13 protein-coding genes are annotated in these 12284 nt (G+C 55.2%); 7 read left to right on the plus strand and 6 right to left on the minus strand.

What is annotated here, in order from left to right:
* Nucleotides 1-117 precede the first annotated feature (117 nt).
* The 3 genes from zapG (at nucleotide 118) to degS (ending at nucleotide 3214) form a co-directional block, all read left to right on the plus strand.
* Nucleotides 118-516 (plus strand): Z-ring associated protein ZapG, encoded by a 399-nt coding sequence (gene zapG / locus ACR42C_RS20410; protein ID WP_010436126.1) that lies wholly within the window; start codon nucleotides 118-120, stop codon nucleotides 514-516.
* Nucleotides 517-686: 170 nt separating this feature from the next.
* Nucleotides 687-2054, plus strand: coding sequence for a serine endoprotease DegQ (gene degQ, locus ACR42C_RS20415; RefSeq protein WP_116343530.1), 1368 nt, complete (start codon nucleotides 687-689; stop codon nucleotides 2052-2054).
* Between the two features lie 92 nt (nucleotides 2055-2146).
* Nucleotides 2147-3214: an outer membrane-stress sensor serine endopeptidase DegS gene (gene degS, locus ACR42C_RS20420; RefSeq protein ID WP_116343531.1), complete on the plus strand. Its 1068-nt coding sequence runs from the start codon at nucleotides 2147-2149 to the stop codon at nucleotides 3212-3214.
* 56 nt (nucleotides 3215-3270) lie between these two features.
* Here degS and mdh read toward each other — a convergent pair whose 3' ends face one another.
* Nucleotides 3271-4209: a malate dehydrogenase gene (gene mdh, locus ACR42C_RS20425; protein ID WP_014885422.1), complete on the minus strand. Its 939-nt coding sequence runs from the start codon at nucleotides 4207-4209 to the stop codon at nucleotides 3271-3273.
* Between the two features lie 397 nt (nucleotides 4210-4606).
* Between mdh and argR the strand changes: the two genes are divergently transcribed.
* The 3 genes from argR (at nucleotide 4607) to yhcN (ACR42C_RS20440) (ending at nucleotide 6092) form a co-directional block, all read left to right on the plus strand.
* On the plus strand, nucleotides 4607-5077 hold the full coding sequence (argR, locus tag ACR42C_RS20430) for a transcriptional regulator ArgR (RefSeq protein WP_008502836.1): 471 nt from the start codon (nucleotides 4607-4609) through the stop codon (nucleotides 5075-5077).
* A gap of 374 nt (nucleotides 5078-5451) precedes the next feature.
* Nucleotides 5452-5715, plus strand: a complete 264-nt coding sequence (gene yhcN, locus ACR42C_RS20435; protein WP_014885423.1) for a peroxide/acid stress response protein YhcN — start codon at nucleotides 5452-5454, stop codon at nucleotides 5713-5715.
* 110 nt (nucleotides 5716-5825) lie between these two features.
* Nucleotides 5826-6092 carry a peroxide/acid stress response protein YhcN gene (gene yhcN / locus ACR42C_RS20440; RefSeq protein WP_061096934.1) on the plus strand — a complete coding sequence of 89 codons (267 nt, stop codon included), beginning with the start codon at nucleotides 5826-5828 and terminating at the stop codon, nucleotides 6090-6092.
* Nucleotides 6093-6154: 62 nt separating this feature from the next.
* Here the strand turns inward: yhcN (ACR42C_RS20440) and ACR42C_RS20445 are convergent, their stop codons facing one another.
* The 5 genes from ACR42C_RS20445 to aaeX all read right to left on the minus strand — a co-directional run bounded on the left by ACR42C_RS20445 (nucleotide 6155) and on the right by aaeX (nucleotide 11132).
* Nucleotides 6155-6427, minus strand: a complete 273-nt coding sequence (locus ACR42C_RS20445) for a barstar family protein (protein ID WP_116343532.1) — start codon at nucleotides 6425-6427, stop codon at nucleotides 6155-6157.
* A 45-nt stretch (nucleotides 6428-6472) separates the two neighbouring features.
* Complete coding sequence (locus ACR42C_RS20450; protein WP_302220247.1) at nucleotides 6473-7927, minus strand: NAD-dependent succinate-semialdehyde dehydrogenase; 1455 nt, start codon at nucleotides 7925-7927, stop codon at nucleotides 6473-6475.
* An 88-nt stretch (nucleotides 7928-8015) separates the two neighbouring features.
* Nucleotides 8016-9983, minus strand: coding sequence for a p-hydroxybenzoic acid efflux pump subunit AaeB (aaeB, locus tag ACR42C_RS20455; protein WP_116343534.1), 1968 nt, complete (start codon nucleotides 9981-9983; stop codon nucleotides 8016-8018).
* Nucleotides 9984-9988: 5 nt separating this feature from the next.
* On the minus strand, nucleotides 9989-10921 hold the full coding sequence (gene aaeA, locus ACR42C_RS20460) for a p-hydroxybenzoic acid efflux pump subunit AaeA (protein ID WP_028014599.1): 933 nt from the start codon (nucleotides 10919-10921) through the stop codon (nucleotides 9989-9991).
* A gap of 7 nt (nucleotides 10922-10928) precedes the next feature.
* The gene (gene aaeX / locus ACR42C_RS20465) at nucleotides 10929-11132 is read right to left on the minus strand and encodes a p-hydroxybenzoic acid efflux pump operon protein AaeX (protein WP_003860416.1); all 204 of its coding nucleotides are present in this window, start codon (nucleotides 11130-11132) and stop codon (nucleotides 10929-10931) included.
* 179 nt (nucleotides 11133-11311) lie between these two features.
* Here aaeX and aaeR point away from each other — a divergent pair, with 179 nt between their 5' ends.
* Entirely contained in the window at nucleotides 11312-12238 is a 927-nt protein-coding gene (gene aaeR / locus ACR42C_RS20470; protein ID WP_479984507.1) for an HTH-type transcriptional activator AaeR, read from the plus strand.
* The last annotated feature ends 46 nt before the right edge of the window (nucleotides 12239-12284 follow it).

Genomic DNA, 12284 nt, shown 5'->3' on the forward strand with positions numbered 1-12284 from the left:
ACGCGATGATACGTCAGGATTCCACTTCTGCGGAAATAGCGGTTATAGTGGCATTATCAGGCACAGGCAGGAGCCGAGCCAACACCCTACGGAACAACAAGACAACGGGAGAAGTTCATGACCTGGGAATATGCGCTAATCGGTTTAGTCGTCGGCATCGTGATCGGTGCTGTGGCCATGCGTTTCGGTAACCGCAAATTGCGTCAGCAGCAGTCACTGCAGTACGAACTGGAAAAGAACAAAGCAGAGCTGGAAGAGTATCGCGAAGAGCTGGTCAGCCACTTTGCCCGTAGCGCCGAGCTGCTGGACAACATGGCGACCGACTACCGCCAGCTGTATCAGCATATGGCGAAAAGCTCCAGCAGCCTGCTGCCGGAAATGACCGCGGAGACTAATCCGTTCCGCAACCGTCTGGCCGACTCAGAAGCCGGTAACGATCAGGCGCCCGTTCAGATGCCACGCGACTACTCTGACGGCGCGTCCGGCCTGCTGCGCGGTGGCGCAAAACGCGATTAACCGCACAACATAAATATATTTTACGGGCGCATCTCTTGCGCCCGTCCTTTCTTCCCGTCCCCAGCTATTATTTAGTCAAACACCTCATTGTTCAGCGGTATAAAATTCAATAACATCATCATGATTTTGGGCCGTTCTTCTTTCATTCCAGGATACGAGAGTCAGCATCAATGAAGAAAAAAAACCAGCTGTTGAGCGCTTTAGCGTTAAGTGTCGGGTTATCTCTCTCGGCGTCCTTCCCTGTCGGTGCGGCGCTGCCTTCGCAGGTGCCGGGGCAGGCAGCCATTCCCAGCCTCGCGCCGATGCTGGAAAAAGTGTTGCCCGCGGTCGTGAGCGTTCAGGTAGAAGGCACGGCGGTTCAAAGCCAGCGCGTACCGGATGAACTGAAAAAATATTTTGGCGATGAGTCCCCCAATCAGCAGGCTCAGCCTTTTGAAGGCCTGGGCTCTGGCGTCATCATTGATGCGGCCAAAGGCTATATTCTGACCAACAATCATGTCATCAGCCAGGCCGATAAAATCAGCGTCCAGCTGAACGATGGTCGTGAATTTGACGCCAAACTGATTGGCGGCGATGACCAGAGCGACATCGCGCTGTTGCAGGTGCAGAACCCAAGCAACCTGACCCAGATTGCCATTGCGGATTCCGACAAACTGCGCGTCGGTGATTTTGCCGTCGCCGTCGGCAACCCCTTTGGTTTAGGGCAAACCGCCACCTCCGGCATTATCTCGGCGCTGGGACGTAGCGGCCTGAATCTGGAAGGTCTGGAAAACTTCATCCAGACCGATGCCTCAATCAACCGTGGAAACTCCGGTGGAGCACTGCTTAACCTTAACGGCGAGTTGATTGGCATTAACACGGCGATTCTGGCCCCGGGCGGCGGCAGCATTGGGATTGGCTTTGCGATCCCGAGCAATATGGCTAAAACGCTGTCGCAGCAGCTTATTCAGTTCGGTGAAGTCAAACGTGGGCTGCTGGGCATCAAAGGTATGGAGATGAGCGCGGATATCGCGAAAGCGTTCAATATTAACGTGCAGCGCGGTGCGTTTGTCAGTGAAGTGCTGCCAAACTCCGGCTCGGCAAAAGCAGGCATCAAATCGGGCGATGTGATCGTCAGCCTTAACGACAAGCCGCTGAGCAGCTTTGCTGAACTGCGTTCGCGTATCGCCACCACCGAACCGGGGGCCAAGGTGAAGCTGGGCCTGATCCGTGACGGTAAGCCGCTGAACGTCGAAGTGACGCTGGATAAGAGCACCTCGTCATCTGCCAGCGCGGAGCTTATCGCCCCGGCGCTGCAGGGGGCAACGCTGAGCGACGGGCAGCTGAAAGACGGTACGAAAGGCATTCGCCTCGACACCGTCGAGAAGAGCAGCCCTGCCGCGCAGGCCGGATTGCACCAGGAAGACGTCATCATTGGCGTGAACCGTAATCGCGTGCAGTCCATTGCCGAACTGCGCAAGGTTCTGGAGAGTAAACCGGCGGTCATTGCCCTGCAGGTCATGCGTGGCAATGAGTCTATCTACATTCTGTTGCGCTAAGCATTTGCGATTCCGGACATCACCGCTGCGTGTGATGTCCGGATAACTCATGTTATGCTGCAAACCGTTCCTTTTTTCACGACACGCGCATCATGCTTTTAAAGCTCTTACGTTCCACTGTCATCGGTTTGATTGTCGCTGGCCTGCTGCTGCTGGCGATGCCGTCTTTGCGTCAGTTCAATAAGCTGTCGGCTCCCCAGTTTGACAGCACGGATGAAACGCCGGCGACCTATAACCAGGCCGTTCGCCGTGCCGCCCCTGCCGTGGTTAACGTTTATAACCGCGGCCTTAATAGCTCAGCACATAATCAGCTGGAGATCCGCACCCTTGGCTCCGGGGTGATTATGGACGAGCGCGGCTACATTATTACGAACAAACACGTGATCAACGATGCCGATCAGATCATCGTCGCCCTGCAGGATGGTCGCGTGTTTGAGGCGTTGCTTGTGGGTTCAGACAGCCTCACCGACCTGGCCGTGCTGAAGATTAACGCCACGGGCGGCCTGCCGGTCATTCCGATCAACCGCAAACGCACGCCTCACATTGGCGACGTCGTTCTGGCTATCGGTAACCCTTATAACCTCGGACAGACGATTACCCAGGGGATCATCAGCGCAACCGGTCGCATTGGCCTCAACCCGTCAGGAAGGCAGAACTTCCTGCAGACGGATGCGTCAATCAACCACGGTAATTCAGGCGGCGCGCTGGTCAACTCGCTGGGCGAACTGATGGGCATCAACACCCTCTCATTCGATAAAAGCAACGACGGCGAGACGCCAGAAGGGATCGGCTTTGCTATTCCGTTCCAGCTGGCGACCAAGATTATGGATAAGCTGATCCGCGACGGGCGCGTGATACGCGGCTATATCGGTATCGGCGGGCGCGAAATTGCGCCGATGCATACTCAGGGCGGCGGTATCGATCAGATTCAGGGCATCGTCGTCAACGAGGTCGCACCAGGTGGACCGGCGGCCAACGCGGGGATTCAGGTTAACGATGTCATCGTCTCGGTCAACGGCACGCCGGCAGTCTCTGCGCTGGAGACGATGGACCAGGTGGCCGAAATTCGCCCTGGCTCTATCATCCCTGTGGAAGTCATGCGTAACGATAAGAAACTGACGCTGCACGTGACGGTTCAGGAATACCCGGCCACTAACTGATAAGCATAAAAAAAACGGAGCGATAAGCTCCGTTTTTTTATCGGGTGGCGTGCGTTTTACTTGTTAACGAACTCTTCACCCAGGGTGATATCTTTCTTCAGCGTGTCCAGCATGCCTTCCATCGCGTTTTGCTCAAACGCGCTCAGCGTACCGATAGACTTACGCTCTTCAATACCGTTTTTGCCCAGCAGCAGCGGCTGAGAGAAGAAGCGGGCATGTTCGCCGTCGCCTTCAACGTAAGCGCATTCAACAACGCCTTTCTCACCCTGCAGGGCGCGAACCAGTGACAGACCGAAACGGGCAGCCGCCTGGCCCATAGACAGGGTTGCAGAACCGCCACCCGCCTTCGCTTCCACCACTTCGGTGCCCGCGTTCTGGATACGTTTGGTCAGGTCAGCCACTTCCTGCTCGGTGAAGCTTACGCCTGGGATCTGCGACAGCAGAGGCAGAATGGTCACGCCAGAGTGGCCGCCGATAACCGGCACTTCCACTTCTGTTGGCTGTTTACCTTTCAGCTCAGCAACGAAGGTGTTGGAACGGATGATATCCAGCGTGGTCACGCCGAACAGTTTGTTTTTGTCGTAAACACCCGCTTTCTTCAGCACTTCGGCTGCGATAGCAACGGTGGTGTTCACCGGGTTAGTGATGATACCGATGCACGCTTTCGGGCACACTTCAGCGATCTGCTGCACCAGGTTTTTCACGATGCCCGCGTTGACGTTGAACAGGTCTGAACGATCCATGCCTGGCTTACGCGCCACGCCTGCAGAAATCAGGACCACATCAGCACCCTGCAGCGCAGGACGCGCATCTTCACCGGAGAAGCCTTTGATTTTTACAGCGGTCGGGATGTGGCTCAGGTCAACCGCCACGCCTGGGGTTACCGGAGCAATATCGTACAGGGAGAGTTCTGAGCCTGAAGGCAGTTGGGTTTTCAGTAGTAGGGCAAGCGCCTGGCCGATACCACCAGCAGCGCCGAGGACTGCGACTTTCATCCTAAACTCCTTATTATGGTTAACTTAAGTATCTGTAAATCCGTTGCCGCGACCTTAAATCAGCAAGTCTTTAATTACAATTTTCGAAGCTAAATAATTTGAGGTCGCACGACTTTATCTCTCACCAGAAAGCTATCTGACGCCAGATGGCAACGAATTAAGAGGTGGTTACAATACACCCTGCCCCGCCACCAAAACAACATCATTTTGATAACATTTAATTTACTTTTAAGCTTATTTGCGCGGCGTGACCCAGGCATGTTTTCTGATAACGAAATCTGATAAAATCTCTCCCTTTCATAACATTATTTCAGCCTGCCGCTGAGCAGATAATTTGCATAAAAATTCATCCACATGCATAATAATGTTGTTTCTTTCGTCATATTCCGGGTGACTTATGCGAAGCTCGTCTAAGCAAGAAGAATTAGTAAAGGCGTTTAAGGCGCTACTTAAAGAAGAGAAATTCAGTTCTCAGGGAGAAATTGTTCAGGCGCTGCAGGAACAAGGCTTCGATAACATCAACCAGTCGAAAGTCTCCCGCATGTTAACCAAGTTTGGCGCGGTGCGTACCCGCAACGCCAAGATGGAGATGGTCTATTGCCTGCCGGCAGAACTTGGCGTGCCGACCACCTCCAGCCCGCTCAAGAATTTGGTTCTGGATATCGACTATAACGACGCCGTTGTGGTCATCCACACAAGCCCGGGCGCCGCGCAGCTGATTGCCCGCATGCTGGACTCGTTAGGTAAAACAGAGGGTATCCTTGGCACCATTGCCGGTGATGACACCATCTTTACCACCCCGGCTAGCGGTTTCTCCGTAAAGGATCTCCACGAAGCGATTCTGGTTCTGTTCGAACAGGAACTGTAATGCTCTCTCCCCGTAGCGCCGCTGCGGGGATCATTCTGCTCTCGTTTCATTTCCCCCCTTATTTCACTACCCCTGCTTTGACGATTAGTGCTTTTTACCACTCATTAACATTCACCCAGTGAATAACAATCCCGCAAATCGCACAAAAAATTAAAATGCGATATCCCTATGATTTACTTATAAATACCAGCATAGATTGCTCATAAAACGCCCAATAATATGCAATTTGGTTATAAAAAATCGGGCCTTTAACACGTAATAACAAGGAAAACCATTAGCCTGGTATTAATTTTTGGCGTTATTAGTGTATACTTGATTTTGTGATGAGGGTCACGAAACAAGACCCCACTAAAAAATTCGACGAGGTAAGAATCATGAAAATCAAAACTACTGTAGCGGCGCTGAGCGTCCTGTCTGTCCTGTCCTTCGGTGCTTTCGCGGCTGACGCTATTAATGCTGACCAGGCGCAGTCCCGTGAGGCAATCGGTACGGTTTCTGTCGGCGCTGTTGGCACGTCTCCAATGGACATGCATGAAATGCTGAACAAAAAAGCGGAAGAAAAAGGTGCCTCATCCTATCGCATCATCGAAGCGCGTTCCGGTGACCACTGGCACGCCACCGCCGAGCTGTACAAATAAGTTTTAGTAATCACTGAAGACGTAACTCTCCACTCAACGGCACCAGGCATAAAAATAGCGGTACAACCCTTCTCGCCGTTGAGCAAAAAAACTGTTCAGGAGTAAAGACTATGAAAACCAAATTGATCATCGCAACCCTGGGTCTGGCATCCGTTCTCTCTTTCGGCGCAAGCGCAGCCGTACAGCAAGTGAATGCCGATCAGGCACAAAATCTGCAGCCAATGGGCAGCGTCTCCGTGACGTCAGTCACCGGCTCCCCGATGGACATTCGTCAGGAGCTTGCCGCCAAAGCTGAAAAAGCAGGCGCCAGCAGCTATCGCGTCACCGAACTGAATCAGGGTGACCACTGGCATGCCACGGCTGAACTGTATAAATAAACCCTCGTCGTATCTCATCATACGACTTGCCCCTGGCCTCGTGGTCAGGGGCTTTTTTTCATTCAATGCCGCGCGTTAAAGCGCAACTGCCCTTCAAGCTCTTCTTCTGCTTCATCGAACAGCAATATCAGCGCGCCAAAACGTCTGCGCAGCTTTTCAGGAAGATGAATAAACTCAATCTCCAGCGGTAGCGGCAACATACTGCCGGTGACCACATCCCAAAGCGTATCCAGATTCGTCACGCTTTCCCGTTCAAGATCAAACGCCCGGATAAATTCCCGATAAAAGTCTTCCTGACTGTCGATTTCGTCAAAATCAAACGTATAAGTTTTCATTGCCAGCCACCCAGTCCAGGCGGGCGGCAGATGCCGCCCTGTCTATTATAATCCCCCGATATGCAGGGTTTTAACTTCCAGATACTCTTCCAGCCCCAGCACGGATCCCTCACGTCCAAGTCCGGATTCTTTCACGCCGCCAAAAGGCCCCAGCTCGGTAGAAACGGCGCACTCGTTAATGCCAATCATCCCGCTCTCGATTGCCTGCGAAACGCGGAAAACCCGGGAGAGGTTCTGGGTGTAGAAGTAAGCCGCCAGCCCGTAGGGCGTGTTGTTGGCGCGCTGGATGACTTCGTCTTCCGAGGTGAAGCGGAAACAGGCCGCAACCGGGCCAAACGTCTCTTCCTCTGCCAGCTTCATGCCTTCGTGGCAGTCGCCCAACACGGTTGGCATCCAGAAATTGCCGCCCAGAGGATGGGGTTTACCGCCCGCCAGCACGGTCGCCCCCCGTGCGACAGCATCTTCAACGTGCTCGCGCACCTTGTTGACCGCCGCAGGTTCGATCAGCGGCCCAACGACCACGCCCTCTTCAAGGCCATTCCCCACCTTAAGGGTATTAACCGCATCAGCGAGCTTATTCACAAACTTGTCGTAGACGGTTTCCTGAATGTAGAAGCGGTTCACGCTGACGCAAACCTGCCCCGCATTGCGGAACTTGTTGGCGATAGCGCCCTTAACCGCTTCGTCAATGTCTGCATCCTCGAAAACGATGTACGGGGCATTTCCCCCCAGCTCCATGGAGACTTTTTTCATGGTTTCCGCGGCGTTACGCACCAGCGTTTTGCCGACGGAGGTTGAACCGGTAAAGGAGATTTTACGCACGTCGTGGCTGGCCATGATCGCATCGCTGATCTCATGGGTGTTTCCGGCCACCGCGTTGAGCACGCCATCCGGCACGCCCGCCTGTTTTGCCAGCGTCAGCAGCGCAAAGGCGCTGAGCGGCGTGTTATTTGCCGGTTTGATGACGCCGGTACATCCGGCCGCCAGCGCCGGGCCTAACTTGCGGGTGAGCATCGCCATCGGGAAGTTCCAGGGCGTGATGGCCGCGACGACGCCGATGGGCTCACGGGTCGCAAGAATGCGCGAGCCGGGCTTGATCGGCGGAATAATTTCACCGTTCGCGCGTTTGGCCTCTTCGGCAAACCACTGGATAAAGCTGGCGGCGTACTCCACTTCCCCTTCCGCCTCTTTCAGGGGCTTACCCTGCTCGGTGGTCATTAACCGCCCGAGCCAACTTTTATTCTCAATAATCAGTTCGTACCAGCGGTAAAGAATGGCCGAACGCTCTTTCGCGGTTTTGGCACGCCATGCCGGGAAGGCTTTGGTGGCCGCTGCAATCGCTTCTTCGGTTTGCGCTTTACCCGCTTTCGCAACTTTAGCGATGACCTCACCGGTCGCGGGGTTCAGCACATCAAACGTTGTGTCCAGCGTTTTCCAGAGGCCGTTAACCAGATAGCCGGTCTGAAAAAGAGTGTTGTCCTGAAGCGCCTGGGTCGTCATGTGTCCTCCCTTCCTGAATGTAAGTACGTGCTGGAATAAGTATAGCCACAAAAAAACCGACGCTTTTGGCGTCGGTTTTTTACGTCGGTCAGTTATCAGTTAGGGCATTCTGGTAGCGATGCAGCATAAACACCAGCCGCCCTACCGGCTCGGTCACCTGTGGCGGCGCCTGCCAGTGTTTGAGCTTTTCCTGATAAATATCGAGTTCTTCAAGCAGTTGGGTAAAGTAACGGCGGCGTTTGTCATCGCTGCTGGCGGAAAGCACATGGTCGGCGGTACGACGCAGCTGACGGTGGAAGGCCGAGAGATCGTCGTTGATCGGCACCGGCGCGTTACGCAGACGTTGGTGCGCAATGATCATGGTTAATGCCAGGCGGAACTTCGCGATATCCCCCGGAAACTTGTTCAGCAGTAAAAACAGCTGCTGATAGAGCGCGGGCAGGTGGTTCTCTTTACGGCGCGCGGTATTGGTGGTCATCGACGACACGGCAGCCGACACGAACTGGTTCAACAGCACGCGCCCCGTCCGGGCCTGCGAGTTATCCCGTACCAGCAGAATCACCATCATCGCCAGGAAACACCCAACCAGCTGGCCTAACGCGCTGTCGAGGAACTGGCTGAAATGGAAGGTCATCGGGTTATCCAGCACGATGATATTAATCGTACTCGCCAGCGCCCCCAGCGATCCCAGTCGCCGCTTTTGTACCTCAATGCCGATAAAGAACGCCATTACCGCCAGGCTGATACAGAGCAGCAGCATGCTCTGCTGCGTCGACGGAATGATGACCAGGAAATAGAGCGCGCCTATCGGCAGAGCGGCAATGGTGCCGTAGAGGAAATCAATGGCGACCATGCGCGGGTTAGGCAGACGCATCGCCAGCGCGGTCACGACGGCAATCATCACCATCGCGCCGCTGCCGGACGTCCAGCCCGTCCACAGCCAGAAAAGCGTGCCGAGCATACAGGCAAGCGTGGTACGCCAGAAGTTGACCATCGCGTGGTGCCGCTCGGCAGATTCCGCCTTGATCACTACTTCGCCCTGGAGCACCTCTTCTTCCGCCGCGCTGATTTTAGTGTTGCTGATTACACCGCGTTTCAGCAGCAGATAGCGCGTCGCGGCGCCGACCCAGGTGTAGATGGTCACCGGCGTGTCGCGCTCCCCGGTCCAGGCAATCACACGGCGCATGCGCTTAAGCTGCTTATGCACGTCCTGTACGGTGTCTACCGGCTCGGCAAACAGTTCGCGGAACGTATCGGTGACCGCTTCCGGGCGGGTGTTCTGGATGAGATAGGTTTCGCACGCCTGGGTAATCAGTGTCAGAGAGACGGTGTTAAGGGCTTTAAGGCGACGATTCGCCCGGGCCCAGCGCGACGACTCCATATTGAGGTTGCTGCGCATCCCTTCCAGGGCCTGCGTACGGCGTACCAGTCCGCTCCACGCTTTATCCACCTCTTCGCTGTCGCCGTGTTTAATGCACAGCTGCATCAGCTGGTACTGGGCAACGATCAGCGCGTCCAGCTCGCGATCCACCTCTTGCTTGATCGAGCGCGGGGAGAAAAGCAGGTCAGCCACGATCGCGCAGACAATACCAATCACAATCTCGCTGCAGCGCTCCACGGCAAACTGCGGCGCGAGCAAGGGTTCGGACTGGATCGTGATAACAATAATTAACGCGGTATAGCCCGCCAGCCCCCAGGCGTAGGAGTTCTCCACTTTTACCAGAGACGAAATCCAGGTGCAGAAACCCGCCCAGATACAGCACACCATGAGCATCAGCAGCGGCGTGCGGATCATCAGAATAATAATGGTCAGCGCCGCGAAACAGCCGATAAAGGTTCCGATGATACGCAGCATCCCGCGATAGCGGATCGCACCAGAGTAGGGCTCCCCGCCCGCGGCGAAGGCAGGGCCCGCCGCAACAATCGCGGCGGTGAGCACCGCCCAGCGAGGGGTTTCAAGCTGGAAATGGAAGCCGACAAACAGCGCCAGCACAATGGCGCACGCCAGCTTCACGGCGAAGCGAATGTGCTGGCTGGCGATGGAAAAGATACCCATGGCGATTAACCAAACTCGCGCAGGCGGTGGGCAATTTTACGGAAGAGCGAATCCTGGCTGGCATCCCGATCTTTTTCGCCGGTGATCACCACCGTCGCGGTAGTGCCCGCTGGCCACAGGTTGCCCTGCTGTTCGTCCAGATGAATACGTACTGGCACGCGCTGTGCCAGACGCACCCACTCCAGGTTGGAGTCCACCGTCGCCATCCCTTTGGCATCGTTAGAGCTGCTGGAGTTGGTTACCCCTGCGGCAACGCTGTCGACCGTGCCCTTAAAGACGCGGTTGCTGCCAAGCGGCGTGACTTCAGCCCGGTAACCCGGACGTACCCCCTCCAGCTTGGTCTCTTCCATATAGGCGAGCACGTAGAAGGAGTTCTGCTTAACCAGCGCCACGGCGGTTGAGCCGCGGGTAATGAACTCCCCGGCATAAACGTTGAGGTTGGTCACCCAGCCATCGGCTGGCGCGCGGATCACGGTACGCTCCAGGTCGAGCTTCGCCAGATCGCGCGTTGCCTGCGCTTTCGCCAGCTGGTGCAGCACGGTTTGCAGCACGTTGTTGGACTGGTCTATCTCTTCGCGGGACATGGCCTGTACGCCCAGCTGGTTACGACGACCCGCCTCGCGGCGTTTCTCCGCGGCCAGCGCCTGGTAATAGGCCACGTCGGCTTCCGCTTCCTCCAGCGCTTTCTGGTAGCGAGGCTGGTCGATGGTGAACAGGACCTGATCTTTTTTCACGAGCTGGTTATCGTGAACGTTGACCGCCGTGATAAGACCGGCCACGTCAGGGGCTATTGCCACCACGTCGGCGCTGAAGCGTGCATCACGCGTCCACGGTGATTCGGTGTAGTAGACCCAGGCACGGAAAATAGCGATGAAGGCGAGGATAACCAGCGCCATTGTGATGGCAGTGCGGGAGATTTTTCTTGTTAGCGTTTTCACATCAACCTCAGACAAACATGCGCGATATCAGGTAAAACAGGCAGCAATACAGCGCGGTATTGAACAATGCAGGGTGCCAGACAAAATCGTAGATCCCGGTAGGGACCAGCACCTTGCGCACCAGCCAGAAGATCGCCAGTGATAAAAGAAGCTCGAAAAATATCGGTGGGAACGACAGACCGAACACCACGATAACGGGAAACAGACTCATGTTAACCTTGATAAGAGAGAGTGCAGGCTTCAGAATTTTTTAGCGCACGCCACCGCAGGAGAGCAAGAAACGCCGGGCGAGAATGGCGCAGCCGTTATGTAATTAATAATATATTAACGTAACTGTTATGCTGTTATCTATAATATGTGATCTAAATCACTTTTAAGCCAGAGTGAACAATGGAACGTTTAAAACGCATGTCGGTCTTTGCCAAAGTGGTTGAACTGGGCTCGTTTACCGCCGCAGCACGCCAGCTTCAGATGAGCGTCTCATCCATCAACCAGACGGTGTCCAAACTGGAAGATGAGCTTCAGGTTAAGCTGCTCAACCGCAGTACCCGCAGCATTGGGCTGACGGAAGCGGGTAAAATTTACTATCAGGGCTGCCGACGCATGATGCATGAAGTGCAGGATGTTCATGAGCAGCTCTATGCCTTCAACAACACCCCCATCGGCACGCTGCGCATCGGGTGTTCTTCAACTATGGCACAAAATGTTCTCGCTGCCATGACGGCAGACATGCTGAAGGAGTATCCAGGCTTAACGGTAAATCTGGTGACGGGCATTCCCGCGCCGGACCTGATTGCCGACGGGCTGGACGTGGTGATCCGCGTCGGCGCGTTGCAGGATTCCAGCCTGTTCTCGCGCAGGCTGGGCAGCATGCCGATGGTCGTCTGCGCCTCGAAAAGCTATCTGGCGCAGTACGGCGTTCCGGAGAAACCCGCCGATCTCACCAACCACTCGTGGCTGGAGTACAGCGTGCGGCCCGATAATGAATTTGAGCTGATTGCCCCGGAAGGGATCTCTACCAAACTGCTGCCGGAAGGACGGTTTGTCACTAACGATCCAATGACCATTTCGCGCTGGCTGGTGGCCGGTGCCGGGATCGCCTACGTGCCGTTAATGTGGGTGATCAACGAGATCAACAGCGGCGTGCTGGAGATCCTCTTCCCGCGCTACCAGTCCGATCCGCGTCCGGTGTACGCCCTGTATACCGAAAAAGACAAACTCCCGCTCAAGGTACAGGTGTGTATTAATTATCTGACCGAGTATTTTGTGGACGTGGCGGAGCTGTTTCAGGGGATGCGGGGAAGAAGAAAAGAATAGGTCTTTCCCCTCACCCTAACCCTCTCCCCAACGGGGAGAGGGGACT

It is taken from the genome of Enterobacter sp. MG-EB028, from assembly GCF_056673305.1.

What these genes read in the sequence shown, in the direction of transcription:
- mdh (WP_014885422.1), bottom strand. Translation starts at nt 4,209, where the DNA reads ATGAAAGTCGCAGTCCTCGGCGCTGCTGGTGGTATCGGCCAGGCGCTT.
- aaeX (WP_003860416.1), bottom strand. Translation starts at nt 11,132, where the DNA reads ATGAGTCTGTTTCCCGTTATCGTGGTGTTCGGTCTGTCGTTCCCACCG.
- zapG (WP_010436126.1), top strand. Translation starts at nt 118, where the DNA reads ATGACCTGGGAATATGCGCTAATCGGTTTAGTCGTCGGCATCGTGATC.
- ACR42C_RS20445 (WP_116343532.1), bottom strand. Translation starts at nt 6,427, where the DNA reads ATGAAAACTTATACGTTTGATTTTGACGAAATCGACAGTCAGGAAGAC.
- degQ (WP_116343530.1), top strand. Translation starts at nt 687, where the DNA reads ATGAAGAAAAAAAACCAGCTGTTGAGCGCTTTAGCGTTAAGTGTCGGG.
- yhcN (WP_014885423.1), top strand. Translation starts at nt 5,452, where the DNA reads ATGAAAATCAAAACTACTGTAGCGGCGCTGAGCGTCCTGTCTGTCCTG.
- yhcN (WP_061096934.1), top strand. Translation starts at nt 5,826, where the DNA reads ATGAAAACCAAATTGATCATCGCAACCCTGGGTCTGGCATCCGTTCTC.
- argR (WP_008502836.1), top strand. Translation starts at nt 4,607, where the DNA reads ATGCGAAGCTCGTCTAAGCAAGAAGAATTAGTAAAGGCGTTTAAGGCG.
- aaeB (WP_116343534.1), bottom strand. Translation starts at nt 9,983, where the DNA reads ATGGGTATCTTTTCCATCGCCAGCCAGCACATTCGCTTCGCCGTGAAG.
- aaeR (WP_479984507.1), top strand. Translation starts at nt 11,312, where the DNA reads ATGGAACGTTTAAAACGCATGTCGGTCTTTGCCAAAGTGGTTGAACTG.
- degS (WP_116343531.1), top strand. Translation starts at nt 2,147, where the DNA reads ATGCTTTTAAAGCTCTTACGTTCCACTGTCATCGGTTTGATTGTCGCT.
- ACR42C_RS20450 (WP_302220247.1), bottom strand. Translation starts at nt 7,927, where the DNA reads ATGACGACCCAGGCGCTTCAGGACAACACTCTTTTTCAGACCGGCTAT.